We start from the raw sequence: 16,476 nt of genomic DNA, 5'->3' as shown, positions 1-16,476 counted from the left end.
GCGGTCATGGCCGTTTCAGGATCGGGCCGGTTCCGCCTTGGGGTCGCCGGGTTCTGGTTCGCCGGGCTTTGGTTCGGGCGCGCCATCCTCATCCTCGGGCTTGATGGCAAAGACCGCGCAATACAGCGCCGGGACAAAGACCAGCGTGATCACCGTTCCCGCGATTATCCCGCCCATCATCGCATAGGCCATCGGTCCCCAGAACACCTGTCGCGAAATCGGGATCAGCGCCAGCGATGCCGCCGCCGCCGTCAGCAGGATCGGCCGCGCCCGGCTGTCCGAGGCCAGATAGACCGCGCGCCATGCCGAATGGCCGGTTTCGCGCAGAACCTCGACCTCGTGGACCAGAATGACCGAGTTGCGGATCAGGATGCCGATCAGCGCAAGCACCCCCAGGATGGCGACGAAACCCATGGGCACGCCGAAGGTCAGCAACACGCCGACGACGCCGATCAGGCCAAGGGGGGCCGCGGCAAAGACGATCAGCATCAGCCGGAAACCCTGCATCTGGATCATCACCAGCAGCGCGATGATCAGCAGCATGAAGGGCACGACGGCGGCGATCGGTTCCTGGCTTTCTGCAGAGTTCTCGACCGTGCCGCCCAGGGTGACATCGACATCGGGGGGCAGGCTCTGTTCGAACTGCGCGATCTGATCGGCCAGCGCGGCAACCAGCGTGGCGGGCTGGTCGGCGGTCGCGATGGCGGCCATGACCGTCACCGTCGGGCGGCCGTCGCGCTGCATGATCAGCGGATGTTCGGTGCCATATTCCAGCGTCGCCAGCGAGGCCAGCGGGATCGGCGTTCCCGACAGCGTCGACATCTGCAGGTTGCGCAACGGCTCCAGCCAGTGGCGGTCGGCCTCGTCGCCGCGCGCCACGACATTGATCAGATAGGTGTCGTCGCGAACCTGCGTGATGATCCGCCCCGACAGCATCGAACCGAGCGAGGAAGAAATATCGTTGTTCGAGATCCCCAGTTGACGCGCCTTGTCCTGATTGACCATCAGCCGCACGACGCGCGCCGGTTCGTTCCAGTCCATCGTGATGTCGCGCAGACGCGGTTCCTGCGCCAGCACGGCGGCCAGTTCGCGGGCGGAATCGCGGGCGTCCTCGATCGAACTGGCGCTGACGCGGTATTGGACGGGCTTGCCGACCGGCGGCCCGACTTCGAGGTTCTTGATGTAGATATCCGTGCCGACAAGGTTTTCACGCGCAAAATCCTGAATCTTGTCGCGCAGCCGGTTGCGGGCGGCGATATCGGGGGTCTGGATCAGGATCTGCCCGGTCTGCGGTCCCGGCGTCAGGATATCCAGCGCCAGAACGAAACGCGGGGCGCCGCGACCGACATAGGATGTCCAGAATACGGCTTCGTCGTTTTCGGCCAGATATGCCTCGATCCGGTCCATGTCGGAACGCGTCTTGGTGATCGAGGCATTGGCGCGTTCGGTGATGTCGACCAGCAGCTCGGTCCGGTCGGAACTGGGGAAAAACTGCTGCTCGACAAGGCGCATGCCCAGAACCGAAACCAGAAACAGCGCCAGCGTGACCCCGATGGTCAGCCATTTCGCCCGCATCGCAGCCAGCAGCAGCCGGCGAAAGCCGCGCCGCAACATGCCGGGGCTGCTGTCGTGTTGGGCCATTTTCGGCGACAGGAAGGTCAGGCCCAGGATCGGCGTGAACAGCACCGCGACGATCCAGCTGACCAGCAGCGACACGGCGATCACGACGAACAGCGAAAAGGTGAATTCGCCCGCCATCGACGAATTCAGCCCGATGGGGATGAAGCCCGCGACCGTGACCAGCGTCCCGGTCAGCATCGGAAAGGCGATCGAGGTCCAGGCATAGCTGGCGGCGCGGCCCAGATCGTCGCCCTGTTCCAGCCGCGTGATCATTGTCTCGATGGCGATCATCGCATCGTCGACCAGCAGCCCGAGCGCGATGATCAGCGCCCCGAGCGAGACCCGCTGCAACGTGATCCCGTAGTAATCCATGATCGCAAAGGTGATCGCCAGCACCAGCGGAATGGTCAGCGTCACCACCAGCTCCGCCCGCAGCCCCAGGCTGATGAAGCTGACGACCAGGACGATGACCACCGCCTCGGTCAGGGCCCGGACGAAATGGCCGACGGCATGGCGGACGATCTCGGGCTGGTCGGCGAATTTGAACATCGAGATGCCGATGGGCAGATCCTGCGCCACGCGGGACATCAGCGCGTCGATCTGCTTGCCGAATTCCAGGATATTGCCGCCATCCGCCATGCCGATCTGCAGGCCGATGGCCTCTTGCCCGTTGTAGCGGAACAGGGTCGAAGGCGGGTCGGTATAGCCGCGCTGGACCCGCGCCACATCGGAGAGGTTGAAGAAACGGTCGCCGACGCGCAGGTTGACGGCGGCAATCGCGTCCTCGCCGTCGAACTGGCCGTTGACGCGGACCAGCACGCGTTCGTCCTCGGCCTGAATCACGCCCGACGGGGTGATGGCGTTCTGCGCGGCCAGCGATTGCACCACCTGTTCCTGATTCAGCCCAAGCGAGGCCAGCCGCGTGCTGGAAAACTCCAGATAGATGTTTTCGTCCTGCGTGCCCAGAAGCTCGGTCCGGCCCGTGTCGGGCAGGGCCTGAACGCGTTTGCGGATATCCTCGACCCGGTCATGCAGCTCGCGCTTGGAAAAGCCGTCGGTGCTGAAGGCATAGATATTGCCAAAGACGTCGCCGAAATCGTCGTTGAACTGAAATCCCTGAAATTCCTGCGGAAATTCGCTGGAAATATCCGACATCATATGGCGGACGCGGGTCCATGAATCGGGCACCGCATCGCCGCGCACCGTCGATTTCAGCTGGATATAGACGATCGAGGTCCCCGGCATGGTGACCGAGCGGGTGAAATCCAGCCCTTCCAGCTGTTCCAGCTTGGTCTCGATCCGCTTGGTGACCTGATCCAGCGTATCCTCGATGGTCGCGCCGGGCAGAGAGGCAGAGACGACCATGACCTTGATGGTGAAATTCGGATCCTCCTCGCGGCCAAGGCGGGTATAGCTGAGCGCGCCGATCACCATCGACAGGATCAGCAGGAACCAGACCAGCGAACGGTGGTGCAGGGCCCAGTCCGAAAGGTTGAAGCTGCGGTTGGTCATGGGGTCACGCTTGCTCCGACAGCCTGGCCGGGGGTCAGGGAGTTGACGCCGCGCGTGACGATTTCATCGCCCAGTGCCAGCCCTTCGGGCACGGCGATGCGGCCGGACAGCACTGGCCCGGCGGTGGTGACGGGGCGCAGCGTCACGGCGCGCTGGCCGTTTTCCGTGCCGACCAGCCAGACATGGGGCTGATCGTCCTGCATGCGCAGCGCGGTCACCGGCACGGTGATGGTCTGGGCGCCGTCGCTGGCCGGGCGCGCCAGAATCAGCGTGCCAAGCCGGAAATTGCCCTTGTCCGCCAGCGACAGGTGGACGCGGCGGGTGCGGGTCGCGGCATCGGCCAGCGGCTCGGTCAGGCGGACGGATGCGGCGATGAATTCGGGGGGCGCGATATCGCTGGACCAGACCTGAAACCCGTCGCCGGGGCGGACATCGGCCAGCGCGCTTTCGGGCAGGTCGATCACGGCCTCCAGCTCATTGCGCGCGGAAAGCTGCATGACCGGCTGGCCCGCGCTGACCACTGCCCCCGCATTGACGAAAACTGCGCTGATGATGCCGTCGAAGGGCGCCGTCATGGTCGCGAAGCCTTCGGCATCGCGGGCGCGGATCAGTTCGGATTGCGCCTGACTATAGGCCGCCGCCGCTGCGGCCAGCGCGTTTTCGTCCTGTTCCAGTTGCGCGGTCGAGGCGACGTTGCGCCGCGCCAGTTCCCGCGTGCGTTCGGCATTGGCGGCAGCGGTCTGCAACCGGACCGAGGATGCCTCGACCGCGGCCTCGGCGGCGACGACATTGCCCTGCAGATCATCGGGGTCGATCGCGGCCAGAACATCACCTTTGCGGACGACATCGCCGACATCGAAATTCCTTTCGATGACGCGGCCAAGGGTCTGGAATCCCAAGACAACCTCGACCTCTGCGGCGATGACGCCGGGGATGGCGCGGGCAGAGATCAGGCGGCCATCGACGATTTCGGTGACGACCGGGCGCGGGGGCGCCGGCTGTTCTTCGACCGGCTTTTTCGGCCGTGGCAGGCTGAAGGCCGTGGCGGGGCCGGCCAGCAGCAGGGCGGCAAGGGCGGCAGCAAGGATTGGGGCGATCCGCTTCATTCCGACCCCTCTGCCACGGGTGGGGCGGTTGTATCGGATAGCTCTGCATCAGGGGCGGCCATCATCGGGGCGGGGCTGATCCTGCGGCCCGGATACAGCAGTTGCGACCCTGCGCCGACGACGCGGTCGCCGGGCGAAACCCCGGCCAGAAGCACCACGGATTCGGTGGTGAAGCGTTCGATGGCAACCGGGGCAAGCTGCACCCGGTTCTGATCGTCCACCAGCCAGACGGCGGGCTGATCGCCGGTCGCGGTCAGCGCGGTGCGTGGCACCTCGATCCCGATTCCGGCCGGGAACTGCACGGTGCCGCGCACCGCCGCGCCCAGCAGAAAGATATCTCCGGGCGGGGCGTCGATATAGGCGCGGATGGTGATTGCGCCGGTCTGGGGGTCGACCATCGGGGAAATCTCGCGGATGGTGGCATGCATCGCGGGGACATTGCCATCCATCCCCTGAATCGAGACGGGAACGCCAATCGCCCGATCCAGCGCGGGCATGTCGGGCGTGTCGAAGACCGCCTCCAGCCCGCCGGCATCGGCCAGCGAGATCACCGCCTGCGCGGCCGCGACGATCTGGCCCGGTTCGGCGCTGCGGCCGGTCACCAGCGCGTCGGTCGGGGCGCGCATCACCGTATCGTCCAGCGCGCGGCGGGCCTGATCCAGTGCGGTGCAGGCCTGGGCCAGCGCGCTTTGCGCTGCCGACAGCGCCTGCGCGGCATTGTCCAGCGCGGCGCGGGTGCCGACGCCGTGTTGCAGCATCGCCTGCGCGCGTTCATGGGCCAGTCGGGTCTGTTCATGCGTCGCCGTGGCCGAGGCCAGCGCCGCTTCGGCCACGCGCAGGCCCTGCTGTTGCTGGGTCGGATCGGTGCGGGCCAGAGCCTGCCCGTCGCGGACGCGGTCGCCTTCGCTGACCATGACCTCGGTGATGCGGCCCCCCTGACGAAAGCCGATGTTCACGCTGTCGCGTGCCGCGATGGACCCGGCCAGCGTGGTGTCAAAGGTCAGGGGCGCTTCCCTGACCTCGACCACCTCGACCATCAAGGGGGCATCGGCCCGTGCCGGGGTCGGAGGCAGCGCCAGCGCCGGGGCCAGCGCGCAAAGCGCGATCAGGACAAGACGGGCCGGTTGTGAGTGGGCCGGGTGGGGCGGCATCAGTCGGCCCCCTTTCGCAAAGGCATCGGGACCATGGGAAGGGTGCCGACGGATGTCCGGATCGAGGGCCGTGCGGTGGATGTCAGGGCGCCGATATGGTTGCGGGGCAGCATGATGTCACGTCACCTGTGCGCGGGCATGAAAAGCGGGGCGGTCCCAGCTTTTGCCTGCAAGGATCTGGCCCAGCACCTGCGCCGCGCGATGAACATCGTCCAGCGTGTTGTAAAGCGGCGCAAATCCAAAGCGCAGCACATCGGGCGCGCGAAAATCGCCGATCACCCCCTGCGCGATCAGCGCCTGCATCACGGCATAGGCCTGCGGATGGCGAAAGCTGACCTGGCTGCCGCGCCGGGCGGGGTCGCGCGGGGTGACCAGTTCCAGCCCCGGACAGGCGCTTTCGACGGCACCGATAAAGGCGCCGGTCAGCTCGATCGAGCGGGCGCGCAGCGCAGCCATATCCACCTCGTCCCAGATATCCAGCGCCGCATCCAGTGCGGCCAGCGCAAGGATCGGCGGGGTGCCGACGCGCATCCGCTCGATCCCCGGCGCGGCGTGATAATCCTGTTCAAAGGCAAAGGGCAGGCGATGCCCCATCCAGCCCTGCAGGATCGGGCGGGCCTGATCGGCCAGATGCGGCGCGACCCGGATAAAGGCAGGCGCGCCCGGCCCGCCGTTCAGGTATTTATAGGTGCAGCCGACCGCGAAATCGGCCCCGGCCGCCGTCACATCGGTATCGACAGCCCCCGCCGAATGGGCCAGATCCCAGATCGTCAGCGCGCCTGCGGCATGGGCGCGGCGGGTCAGTTCGGCCATGTCGTGGCGGTATCCGCTGCGGTAATCGACCTCTGTCACCATCAGGACGGCGACGTCATCGGTCAATGCCCCGGCCAGCGCCAGGGGCTCGACCACCCGGACCTGCGCATCCAGCGCGTCCCCCAGCCCCTGCGCGACATAGATATCCGACGGGAAATTGCCGCTGTCGGTCAGGATCACGCGGCGGCCGGGGCGCAGGGCCAGCGCCGCCGACAGCGCCTGAAACACCTTGATCGACAGGGTGTCGCCCATCACGACCTCTCCCGCTCCGGCGCCGATCAGCCGCGCGATGCGGTCGCCGGTGCGGCGCGGCTGGTCATACCAGCCCGCGCCGTTCCAGCCGCCGATCAGCATGTCGCCCCATTCCGCCGCCATCATCCGCTGGACGCGCGCGGCGGCGGCCAGCGGCATCGGCCCAAGCGAGTTGCCGTCCAGATAGGTCACTCCCGCAGGCAGATGGAATGCTGCGCGGGTTCTGGCGAAATCGGTCAATTCTGTTCCCCGTGATCCTGTCACTGACATCATGATCCGCAAAAGATGAAGAAATTCGCAAGAGGCACCAGCCCATCGTGCCGATAACCCTACGGCATCATGTTGCGCATCAGGCGATATCGGCGGTCTGACCGCGCGTGATGCGGCGTGTCTTGCGACGAAATCCTGCCCGGACAGCGACATGGCAGGGCGATTCGTGCATTTTGTCCGGCGCGTCACGGCCAGGTCTTGCGACCAAAGGACTATTTCAAAAGTCGCGCTTTTCTGCAGTGCCGCTTTCATCCCCCGAAAACGCGCTGCACGGCAAAATTAATGCCCGAAGTGCGGAATGGCACTCGCTAACACCTGTTGCCGCACCCATGAAAAGGGGGCACAATCCCCTCACGGAAGGTTGAAGCCCCGGAGGATGCGGGGCGCAAACCTTTGGGGGGAAGATAATGATCGCAGTTTTTCTGCATCCCATCGGCGCGCGGGAATTTCACCGCCGCCGGGGATCCGGTCGCCCGGTCCTGGCCAGTCTGAATCCGGCCCGAACGGGAATCGAATTTGCCGGAACAACCGGGACGCACAGAACCCGGACCGGCAAAGGGGCGGCAAGACCCGATCAGCTTCCCGAAGCAACCGCAACGACCTGCTGACAGTGACGGACCTGTCCCGGCTTTCGGGGCAGGAGGCGCGCGAAAAGCACGGGCTGGTCTCGCGACACAAGCGGAAAGAGGAGAAAAGGGACTCCGATGGACACATTGAACATAGAGAGGATCCAGGCTGATCCGACCTATCAGAAGCTGAAGCGGGAAAGGTCCAGCTTTGGCTGGACCCTGACGATCCTGATGCTGGTCGTCTATTACGGCTATATCCTGCTGATCGCCTTCAAGCCCGGCTTTCTGGCGGCGCGCATGGGTTCGGGCGTCATGACCTGGGGCATTCCGATCGGCTTCGGGGTGATCGTCTTTACCATTCTGATCACAGCCTATTACGTCCGCCGTGCGAACAGCGAATTCGACGACCTCACGGATCAGATCAAGCGCGAGGTGCTGAAATGACGCTTTCGACCAGATTGGGTCTTGCGGCCGCAGCCATGACCGCGCCCCTGCTGATGCCGACGCTGGCCCTGGCGGATGTCATTCAGGGCGGCACCAAACAGGCGACGAACTGGACGGCCATCGTGATGTTCGCGGTGTTCGTGGTGGGAACGCTGTTCATCACCAAATGGGCCGCGTCTCAGACCAAGTCGGCATCCGATTTCTATACCGCCGGTGGCGGCATCACCGGGTTCCAGAACGGTCTGGCGATTGCCGGCGATTATATGTCGGCGGCCTCGTTCCTGGGGATTTCGGCGGCGGTGATGCTGAACGGCTATGACGGGCTGATCTATTCGATCGGCTTTCTTGTCGGCTGGCCGATCCTGACATTTCTGATGGCGGAACGTCTGCGCAACCTGGGCAAGTTCACCTTTGCCGACGTGGCGGCCTTTCGTTTCGCGCAAACCCCGGTCCGCATCTTTGCCGCTTCGGGCACGCTGGTCGTGGTGGCGTTCTACCTGATCGCGCAGATGGTCGGCGCCGGTTCGCTGATCGAGCTGCTGTTCGGTCTGGACTACTGGATGGCCGTGGTCATCGTCGGCGTGCTGATGATGGTCTACGTTCTGTTCGGCGGCATGACCGCGACGACCTGGGTGCAGATCATCAAGGCCTGCCTGCTGCTGGGCGGCGCGTCCTTCATGTCCTTCATGGTGATGTGGAAATACGGTTTCAGCCCCGAGCGCATGTTTGCCGATGCCGTCCGCATCAAGGGCGAGATCTTTGCCGCAAACCCCGACACCGCCGCCGATGCCGCCGACCGCGGTCAGGCGATCATGGGGCCGGGTAGCTTCATCAAGGATCCGATTTCGGCCATCAGCTTCGGCATGGCGCTGATGTTCGGGACCGCCGGTCTGCCGCATATCCTGATGCGCTTCTTCACCGTGCCAAGCGCCAAGGAAGCGCGCAAATCGGTGATGTGGGCGACCACCTGGATCGGCTATTTCTACCTGCTGACCTTCATCATCGGCTTTGGCGCGATCACGCTGGTTCTGACCAATCCCGACTTTCTGGACCCGGCGGGCGGCCTGATCGGCGGCAACAACATGGCCGCCGTCCATCTGGCGAAAGCGGTTGGGGGCAATATCTTCCTGGGCTTCATTTCGGCCGTGGCCTTTGCGACCATCCTTGCGGTCGTCGCGGGCCTGACGCTGTCGGGGGCCTCGGCGGTCAGCCATGACCTCTATTCGACGGTCATCAAGAAGGGCACGGCCGACAGTGCGGCCGAGCTACGCGTCTCGCGCATCACGACCCTGTGCCTTGGCGCGCTGGCGGTGGTGCTGGGGATCGCCTTCCAGAACATGAACATCGCGTTCATGGTGTCGCTGGCCTTTGCGGTCGCGGCCTCGGCGAACTTTCCGGTGCTGTTCATGTCGGTCCTGTGGAAGGACTGCACGACCTGGGGCGCGGTGATCGGCGGTTTCGTCGGCCTGATTCTGTCGGTCGGCCTGACGGTCGTGTCGCCTTCGGTCTGGGAACAGGTTCTGGGTCACGAGGCGGGTTCCGCCCTGTTCCCCTATACCTCGCCTGCGCTGTTTTCGATGACGGCGGCGTTCCTGACGATCTGGATCGTGTCCAAGCTGGACAACGGCCCGCGCGCGCGCATCGACCGCGCCGGCTTCCCGGCGCAAGAGGTGCGTTCGGAAACCGGGATCGGCGCCTCGGCTGCGTCGCAGCACTGATCCGGTCCGCGTTTCTTGACGGGGATCACCGATCATATGCCAAAGGGGGGATCGGCCGGGCAAGGCCGGTCCCCTTCGTCTGAAAACCGTCTTGGGGACACCCGCGATCAGCGCGAATTCGTGTCGCTGATGGCCAGCCGGGTCGGCGATGCCCATCTGCGCGAACCCCTGTATCTGGACGGTGCGACCGATCTGGTCGCCACCTGCCGCGCGCTGTCGCAGGCGGGCGTTGCCGATGCGCTGGTCCGCGATGGCGACCGGCTGGGGATCTTCACCACCACCAGCCTGCGCGATGCGCTGTTGCAGGGCCGGGCGCCCGAACAGATCGCCGTGCGCGAATTCACCAGCTTTTCCCCTTGGTCGGTTTCCGCCGGGGATGAGGTGTTCGATGCGATGATGCTGATGCTGCAGCACCGCATCCACCGCGTTCTGGTCAGGCAGGACGACCGGATCATCGGCATTCTCAGCCAGTTGGACCTGATGGGCTTTCTGGCCAACCATTCCCATCTGATCGGGGTCGGGATCGCCCATGCGACGACCGTCGATCAGATCGGTCAGGCCGCCGCGCAGGTCGAGGCCCTGATCCGCACCCTGCACGACGATGGCGTGCGGGTCGAAATCATCGCCGATACCGTCGGCGCGCTGAACCGCCAGATCTTTCGCCGCCTGTGGGATCTGCTGGCCCCGCAGGACCTGCGCGAGAATTCCTGCCTGATCGTCATGGGCAGCGAGGGGCGTTCCGAACAGGTCATCCGCACCGATCAGGACAATGCGCTGATCCTGCGCGACGGTTTCGATTTTCCGGGGCTTGCGGATGTGACGCAGGCCTTTACCGATGCGCTGATCGGTTTCGGCTATCCGCCCTGTCCGGGGGGCATCATGGTCAGCCGCCCCCTGTGGTGCCAGCCCTTGCAGGGGTTTCGCGATTCGCTGCGCGATTGGGTGCATGGCGGCGATGCCGAAGGTCCGATGAATCTGGCGATCTTTCTGGATGCCGATGCGGTCGCGGGCGACGCGACCCTGCTGGCGGATGCCCAATCCTATCTGCGCCGCCTGCTGACGGGCAGCGATGCCTTTTACGCGCATTTCGCCCGTGCCATCGCGCAATTCGGGACCGAGGGCCGCTGGTGGAGCCGTCTTCCCGGCATGCGCGGGCGCGACGCGGCCGAGGTCGATGTCAAGAAACTGGGGATCTTTCCGCTGGTCCACGGCGTCCGCACGCTGGCGCTGCAATATGGCATCCGCGATCTGGGCACCGCCGACCGGCTGAAGGCGCTGGCGGCGGGTGGTCATCTGGACGGTGATTTCGCCCGTGACCTGCTGGCGGCGCTGCATTGCGTCATGGCGCTGAAACTGTCCAGCAACCTGCGCCAGATTGCCGAGGGGCGCGCGCCCGACAACACCATCCGGCTGGCCGAACTGGGCACGATCGAACGCCAGTCCTTTCGCGATTCGCTGACCATCGTGCGGCGTTTCAAGGAATGGATCGCGCGGCATTATCGTCTGGACACGCTATGAAAGGGGGCAGCAAGCGGCGCAGGCAGATCCTGATCGCGCTGTGCGCGGCGGGCTTTGCGCTGCTGAACTTTCCGCTGCTGACGATCTGGGACCGCGAGATCACGCTGTTCGGCCTGCCGCTGCTGCCCGTCGCGCTGTTCGCGATCTGGGCGGGCCTGATCGTCGCGCTGGCGCTGGTCAGCGAAAGATCCGCGCGACCAAGGCGCCCCCCGCCGCGGGACGGGGGCGGGACATGATGTCGCCCGCGCTGGTTCTGGGCGCCTCCTTTGGTTATCTGCTGCTGCTTTTCGCGATTGCCGCCTATGCCGACCGCCGCGCCGATCAGGGACGGTCGATCATCGACAATGCCGGGGTCTATGCGCTGTCATGGGGCGTCTATTGCACTGCCTGGACCTATTTCGGCAGCGTCGGGCGGGCGGCCTCGGGCGGGGTCTGGTTCCTGCCGATCTATCTGGGGCCGATGCTGGCGATGCTGCTGGCATGGGTGGTCCTGCGCAAGATGGTGCGGATTTCGCAGACCTACCGCATCACCTCGATCGCGGATTTCATCGCCAGCCGCTACGGCAAAAGCCCGCTGCTGGCCGCCGTGGTGACGCTGATCACCGTGGTCGGCATGCTGCCCTATATCGCCCTGCAACTGAAAGCGGTGTCGGCGGGCTATGACGTGCTGACCGCCAATGCGGGCACGGGGCGGGAACCGGGCTGGTGGCTGGACGGCACATTCTATGTCGCCCTGCTGCTGGCGGCATTCGCGATCATCTTTGGCACGCGCCACCTTGACCAGTCCGAACGCCACGAGGGCATGGTCGCCGCCGTGGCCTTTGAATCCGGGGTCAAGCTGCTGGCCTTTCTGGCCGTCGGCGGTTTCGTGACCTGGGGGCTGTTCGACGGCATGGCCGATATCTGGGCGCGGGCGCAGCAGATGCCCGAGATCACCCGGCTTTTGCGGCTGGACAATGGCGCGGGCAGTTTCAGCCATGCGCAATGGTTCGCGATGATCGTGCTGGCGATGCTGTCGGTCCTGCTGCTGCCGCGCCAGTTTCAGGTCATGGTCGTCGAATGCGTGAACGAACGCCACATCCGCCGCGCCGCATGGCTGTTTCCGGTCTATCTGTTGCTGATCAATATCTTTGTCCTGCCCATCGCCATCGGCGGGCTGGTGCTGTTCGGCAGCGGGGTCATGGACCCGGAAACCTTCGTGCTGTCGGTGCCGCTGTATCACGGTGCCGGACTGCTGGCGCTGGTGGTCTATATCGGCGGGCTTTCGGCGGTGACGGGGATGCTGATCGTCGAAACCGTCGCCGTGTCCACGATGGTCTGCAACGATCTGGTCACGCCCGCGCTGCTGCGCAGCCGCCGTTTTGCGCGGCGGTCGGGGGGCGATCTGACCCGGCTGTTGCTGAACATCCGCCGCGCCGCGATCCTGACCGTGCTGCTGCTGGGCTACCTGTATTACCGCATCGCGGGCGAAGCCTATGCGCTGGTCTCGATCGGGCTGATTTCCTTCGCCGCCGTCGCGCAATTCGCCCCCGCCCTGCTGGGGGGGATGTATTGGAAGGGCGGGACGCGGACCGGCGCGCTGGCCGGGCTGACCGGGGGGGCGCTGGTCTGGGCATGGACGCTGATGCTGCCATCGGTCGCGAAATCGGGCTGGATCGACGCGGGCTTTCTGGACGGCCCGTTCGGGCTGACCCTGCTTGCGCCGGAATCGCTGTTCGGGCTGACCGGCCTTGATTATCTGACCCATTCGCTGTTCTGGTCGATGCTGGTCAATATCGGCCTGTATGTCGGCCTGTCGCTGGCCCGCGATCCTTCCCCGCGCGAAGCAAGCCAGGCCGTCCTGTTCGTCGATGTCTATGAAACCCATGCGGCGGAACCGGTGTTCTGGCGCGGCCGCGCCCGGCTGGCCGATCTGCGCGACCTTGCAGGCCGCTTTCTGGGCGCCGAGCGGGCGCAGGCGCTGTTTCACGAACATGCCCGCGACATGGGCGTCGCCCCCGATGCGCTGGTCGCCGATGCCCGGCTGGTGGATCGGGTCGAGCGCCAGATCGCCGGGGCGGTCGGCACGGCCTCGGCCCGGGTCATGGTCGAATCCGTCGCGCAGGAAGAACCCCTGACCATCGACAATGTGCTGGATATTCTGGACGAGGCGTCGCAGGTCCGCAGCTATGCCCGCCAGTTGGAACAGGTCACATCCGAACTGCGCGACGCGAATGAGGAATTGAAAAGCCTCGACCAGTTGAAAGACGATTTCATGTCCTCGGTCACGCATGAGCTGCGCACGCCCCTGACCTCGATCCGGGCGCTGGCCGAGCCTGATGCTGGACACGCCCGATATCGACGATGCCGACCGCGCCGAATTCTGGGCATCATCCTGAAGGAATCCGAACGGCTTGGCCGGCTGGTCAATCAGGTGCTGGATCTGGCCAAGATCGAGGCGGGCATGGCCGAATGGAACACTTGCGACATCGACCTGCGCCAGCTTGTCGCCGACAGCCTGCGCGCGACATCCGAACTGTTTCGCGAAAAGGGGGCCGAGGTCGTGGCCGATCTGGCGCCGGACCTGCCCCCGGTGCAGGCCGATCCCGACCGGATGATGCAGGTGATGATGAATCTGCTGTCCAATGCCGCGAAATTCGTGCCGGTGCCGGGCGGGCGGGTCGATGTCAGCCTGTCCCGGCAGGGCGACGGGCTGGTCGTCAGCGTTCGCGACAACGGGCGCGGCGTCGATCCGGCGGAACAGGCGGTGGTCTTTGACAAGTTCCGGCAGGTCGGCGATGCGCGCGACCGGCCGCCGAGCGCCGGTCTTGGCCTTCCTATCAGCCGCGAGATCGTCAATAATCTGGGTGGGGAGATGTGGCTGGAGTCCGAGCCAGGGCAGGGGGCGTGTTTCGCGTTTCGCCTTCCGCTCCAGCCAGAAGGGGGAGTTGATGAGCATCAAGGTTCTGATCGCGGATGACGAACCCAATATTGTCGTATCGCTGCAATTCATGCTGAAACGCGAAGGATATCAGGTTCTTGTGGCGCGCGACGGGATCGAGGCGCTGGACATGATCCAGCGCGAGACCCCGGCGCTGGTCCTGCTGGACGGCATGATGCCCGGCCTGACCGGCTTCGAGGTCTGCGAGGCGGTGCGCGCCGATGCAAGGCTGAACGATATCCGCATCCTGATGCTGACCGCCAAGGGCCGCGACACCGATATCCAGCGCGGCAAGGGCGCGGGCGTCGATGCCTATGTGGCGAAGCCCTTTTCGACCCGCGACCTGATCGTGCAGATCAAGGACATGATTTCGTGAAGATCAAACCGCGGCTGATCGCCGCCGCCCTTGCCCCCGGTATCGTGCTGGCCCTCTGGCTGGTGCTTGGTCTGGCGGGGGCGTGGTCGCTGACGAACCCCGCCGAACGCGGCATCCTGTCCGAGGTGCTGGCCCCGCTGGCCAACAGCCATGGCGCGCTGGTCTTTGGCTGGTGGGCGGTTGCGGCGGCGCTTGGCGGCTGGCTGGTGATGCGGCTTTACCGCAGAACCATCGCGCCCCTGCATGCCGCCAACGGATGCGACACTGGCTGCTGGCCGCCGATCCCGATGCGCCGGGTCCGCTGGCGCCGTGACGGCGGCGGTGCGACCGGCGGCTGATTGCAGCCCGCGATCAACCAGATCGCCGATCAGTCCCGCAGCCTGCGCGCCGACGCGGCCCGTCTGGTCGATGAGGCCAGCGCCAAGGTCGCGCAGGAACGCGACCAGTTGGGCGCGCTGATGGCGCAACTGGAACCGAGCGTCATCGTCTGCAATCTGGATGGCCGGATCCTGCTGTATAACGGGCGCGCGCGCCGGGCTGTTTCACCCGCCTGTCGCAATCCCCGATATCGCGGGCGAGGGCGGAGCTGATCCGGAAGCTTGGCCCGCTCGATCCATGCCGTCATCGAACCGGCGCTGATCGCCCATGCCCGCGACGGCGTCGAACGCCGCATTGCGCGGTCGGAAATCGCGGTCTCGGCCCGTTTCGTCGCGACCACCCGGCGGGCATCTGCTGCAGGTCGCGCTGGCGCCGGTTCTGGCCGGCGGCGGGGCCGCGATGAGCGGCTATGTGCTGCTGCTGGATGACATCACGGCCGATCGGGCGGCGCAGTCGCGCCGCGACCGGCGCATGATCGAACTGACCGAGATCCAGCCGCGCCTCGCTGGCCAGCATGCAGGCGGCGCTGGAGATGCTGGATTATCCCGATCTGAGACGAGGTCGAACGCCAGAGAGTTTTCAAGGCGGTTGTCCGCGATGAGGTCAGGATCTGGCCGACCGTCTTGCCGCACTGACCGAGGACGCCGCCGCAGGATCCTGCTGACGCGCTGGCCCTTGCGGGACGTGCAGGGCGGCGATTTCATCGGCGCCGTGGCGCAGCGGATCGAGGCGGACGCCGGGCGCAGCCTGACCCGCGATCAGGTCGAGGACGGGCTTTGGCTCAGCGTGGACAGCTTTTCGCTGATGCAGGCGCTGGCCTTTCTGGCGGCAGGGCGGCTGGTGGAAACGCTGTTCCCCGATGTGCTGGACATCCGCCTGAACCGCGCCGGGGCCTGGGCCCATCTGGATCTGGCATGGCCCGCCCTCACCAGCGCCGTCGCCCCCGCCGGCTGGCAGGCCGAGGCGATGCCGCAGGGCGAAGGCACGACATCCTGACCCCCGCGCGAGATCGCCGAACGTCACGGCGGCGAATTGTGGCTGGAACATGACCGCGACGCGGGCCGGTCCTTTTTCCGTTTTCTGCTGCCCTTGTCGGCGGGCGGGCGCAGCGGAAACCGGCCTGCCGGATCGCCCGGAGTTCTACAATTTCGACCTGTTCGCCGACAGCGACAGCGGCCGCGCGCTGGACGATGTGCCGCTGGACGAGCTGGCATTCACCGTGTTCGACACCGAAACCACCGGGCTTGATCCGACCGGCGGGGACGAAATCATCCAGCTTGGCGCCATCCGCATCCTCAAGGCCCGGCTGCTGAGTGGCGAGACATTCGACCAGCTTGTCGATCCGGGGCGGCTGATCCCCGATGCCTCGATCCCCTTTCACGGGATCACGCAGGACATGGTGCGCGGCAAGCCCCGCATCGCCGAGGTGCTGGCCGCCTTTCACCCCTTTGCCGCCGACACGGTGCTGGTCGGCCATAACGTCGCCTTCGACATGCGGTTCCCTGCAGATCAAGGAAAGGCCGCGACCAGCGGGCTGCGTTTCGAGCCAGCCGGTGCTGGGCACGCTGCTGCTGGCGACGGTGGTCGAGCCGTCAGCTCAATGTCCACATCGCGCTGGAAGACATCGCCGCGCGTTTGGGCGTCGAGGTGCTGGCCCGCCACAGCGCGGCGGGCGATGCGCTGACCACCGCGCAGATGTTTTTGAAAATGCTGCCCTTGTTGCGCCGGCGAAGCGCATCGTCACATTGGCGCAGGCGCGCGAGGCGGCGGAAAAATCCTATTACGCGCGGCTGCGTTGCTGATCGCGCCGCTGACCCAATACGCCAGGC

15 protein-coding genes are annotated in these 16,476 nt (G+C 65.7%); 11 read left to right on the top strand and 4 right to left on the bottom strand.

Annotated elements, in window-relative coordinates; genetic code table 11:
* Positions 1–15: 15 nt before the first annotated feature.
* The 4 genes from PE067_RS17990 to kynU all read right to left on the bottom strand — a co-directional run bounded on the left by PE067_RS17990 (position 16) and on the right by kynU (position 6,694).
* The gene (locus PE067_RS17990) at positions 16–3,132 is read right to left on the bottom strand and encodes an efflux RND transporter permease subunit (RefSeq protein WP_276191086.1); all 3,117 of its coding nucleotides are present in this window, start codon (positions 3,130–3,132) and stop codon (positions 16–18) included.
* Positions 3,129–4,238, bottom strand: coding sequence for an efflux RND transporter periplasmic adaptor subunit (locus tag PE067_RS17985; protein WP_276191085.1), 1,110 nt, complete (start codon positions 4,236–4,238; stop codon positions 3,129–3,131). The genes PE067_RS17990 and PE067_RS17985 overlap by 4 nt, the downstream gene beginning before the upstream one ends.
* Entirely contained in the window at positions 4,235–5,389 is a 1,155-nt protein-coding gene (locus tag PE067_RS17980; RefSeq protein WP_276191083.1) for an efflux RND transporter periplasmic adaptor subunit, read from the bottom strand. The genes PE067_RS17985 and PE067_RS17980 overlap by 4 nt, the downstream gene beginning before the upstream one ends.
* A gap of 117 nt (positions 5,390–5,506) precedes the next feature.
* Positions 5,507–6,694, bottom strand: a complete 1,188-nt coding sequence (gene kynU, locus PE067_RS17975) for a kynureninase (protein ID WP_276191082.1) — start codon at positions 6,692–6,694, stop codon at positions 5,507–5,509.
* A 734-nt stretch (positions 6,695–7,428) separates the two neighbouring features.
* Here kynU and PE067_RS17970 point away from each other — a divergent pair.
* Genes PE067_RS17970 through PE067_RS17920 form a run of 11 tightly spaced genes read left to right on the top strand, consistent with a single transcriptional unit; the run spans position 7,429 to position 16,331 of the window.
* A complete protein-coding gene (locus PE067_RS17970; RefSeq protein WP_276191081.1) occupies positions 7,429–7,737 on the top strand; it encodes a DUF485 domain-containing protein in 309 nt (102 codons plus the stop codon).
* A 35-nt stretch (positions 7,738–7,772) separates the two neighbouring features.
* A complete protein-coding gene (locus tag PE067_RS17965; RefSeq protein WP_346429726.1) occupies positions 7,773–9,455 on the top strand; it encodes a cation acetate symporter in 1,683 nt (560 codons plus the stop codon).
* A gap of 15 nt (positions 9,456–9,470) precedes the next feature.
* Positions 9,471–10,973 carry a putative nucleotidyltransferase substrate binding domain-containing protein gene (locus tag PE067_RS17960; RefSeq protein WP_276191079.1) on the top strand — a complete coding sequence of 501 codons (1,503 nt, stop codon included), beginning with the start codon at positions 9,471–9,473 and terminating at the stop codon, positions 10,971–10,973.
* A complete protein-coding gene (locus PE067_RS17955) occupies positions 10,970–11,209 on the top strand; it encodes a hypothetical protein (protein WP_276191077.1) in 240 nt (79 codons plus the stop codon). Before PE067_RS17960 ends, PE067_RS17955 begins: the two co-directional genes overlap by 4 nt.
* Positions 11,206–13,932 (top strand): sensor histidine kinase, encoded by a 2,727-nt coding sequence (locus PE067_RS17950; RefSeq protein WP_276191076.1) that lies wholly within the window; start codon positions 11,206–11,208, stop codon positions 13,930–13,932. The genes PE067_RS17955 and PE067_RS17950 overlap by 4 nt, the downstream gene beginning before the upstream one ends.
* The gene (locus PE067_RS17945; RefSeq protein ID WP_276191075.1) at positions 13,904–14,269 is read left to right on the top strand and encodes a response regulator; all 366 of its coding nucleotides are present in this window, start codon (positions 13,904–13,906) and stop codon (positions 14,267–14,269) included. The genes PE067_RS17950 and PE067_RS17945 overlap by 29 nt, the downstream gene beginning before the upstream one ends.
* Positions 14,266–14,607 carry a hypothetical protein gene (locus PE067_RS17940; RefSeq protein WP_276191073.1) on the top strand — a complete coding sequence of 114 codons (342 nt, stop codon included), beginning with the start codon at positions 14,266–14,268 and terminating at the stop codon, positions 14,605–14,607. The genes PE067_RS17945 and PE067_RS17940 overlap by 4 nt, the downstream gene beginning before the upstream one ends.
* Positions 14,608–14,859: a hypothetical protein gene (locus tag PE067_RS17935; RefSeq protein WP_276191071.1), complete on the top strand. Its 252-nt coding sequence runs from the start codon at positions 14,608–14,610 to the stop codon at positions 14,857–14,859. It begins immediately after the preceding gene.
* A gap of 9 nt (positions 14,860–14,868) precedes the next feature.
* On the top strand, positions 14,869–15,075 hold the full coding sequence (locus PE067_RS17930) for a hypothetical protein (protein WP_276191070.1): 207 nt from the start codon (positions 14,869–14,871) through the stop codon (positions 15,073–15,075).
* On the top strand, positions 15,047–15,643 hold the full coding sequence (locus PE067_RS17925; RefSeq protein WP_276191069.1) for a hypothetical protein: 597 nt from the start codon (positions 15,047–15,049) through the stop codon (positions 15,641–15,643). Before PE067_RS17930 ends, PE067_RS17925 begins: the two co-directional genes overlap by 29 nt.
* 49 nt (positions 15,644–15,692) lie before the next feature.
* On the top strand, positions 15,693–16,331 hold the full coding sequence (locus tag PE067_RS17920) for a 3'-5' exonuclease (protein WP_276191068.1): 639 nt from the start codon (positions 15,693–15,695) through the stop codon (positions 16,329–16,331).
* The last annotated feature ends 145 nt before the right edge of the window (positions 16,332–16,476 follow it).

It is taken from the genome of Paracoccus sp. DMF-8 (assembly GCF_029309835.1).
Taxonomy (GTDB): Bacteria; Pseudomonadota; Alphaproteobacteria; order Rhodobacterales; family Rhodobacteraceae; genus Paracoccus.
Note: the sequence above shows the minus strand (reverse complement) of the source record. Positions and strands in the feature narration are given on the sequence as shown.

What these genes read in the sequence shown, in the direction of transcription:
- PE067_RS17990 (WP_276191086.1), bottom strand. Translation starts at nt 3,132, where the DNA reads ATGACCAACCGCAGCTTCAACCTTTCGGACTGGGCCCTGCACCACCGT.
- PE067_RS17985 (WP_276191085.1), bottom strand. Translation starts at nt 4,238, where the DNA reads ATGAAGCGGATCGCCCCAATCCTTGCTGCCGCCCTTGCCGCCCTGCTG.
- PE067_RS17980 (WP_276191083.1), bottom strand. Translation starts at nt 5,389, where the DNA reads ATGCCGCCCCACCCGGCCCACTCACAACCGGCCCGTCTTGTCCTGATC.
- PE067_RS17970 (WP_276191081.1), top strand. Translation starts at nt 7,429, where the DNA reads ATGGACACATTGAACATAGAGAGGATCCAGGCTGATCCGACCTATCAG.
- PE067_RS17965 (WP_346429726.1), top strand. Translation starts at nt 7,773, where the DNA reads ATGACCGCGCCCCTGCTGATGCCGACGCTGGCCCTGGCGGATGTCATT.
- PE067_RS17955 (WP_276191077.1), top strand. Translation starts at nt 10,970, where the DNA reads ATGAAAGGGGGCAGCAAGCGGCGCAGGCAGATCCTGATCGCGCTGTGC.
- PE067_RS17950 (WP_276191076.1), top strand. Translation starts at nt 11,206, where the DNA reads ATGATGTCGCCCGCGCTGGTTCTGGGCGCCTCCTTTGGTTATCTGCTG.
- PE067_RS17945 (WP_276191075.1), top strand. Translation starts at nt 13,904, where the DNA reads ATGAGCATCAAGGTTCTGATCGCGGATGACGAACCCAATATTGTCGTA.
- PE067_RS17925 (WP_276191069.1), top strand. Translation starts at nt 15,047, where the DNA reads ATGAGCGGCTATGTGCTGCTGCTGGATGACATCACGGCCGATCGGGCG.
- PE067_RS17920 (WP_276191068.1), top strand. Translation starts at nt 15,693, where the DNA reads ATGACCGCGACGCGGGCCGGTCCTTTTTCCGTTTTCTGCTGCCCTTGT.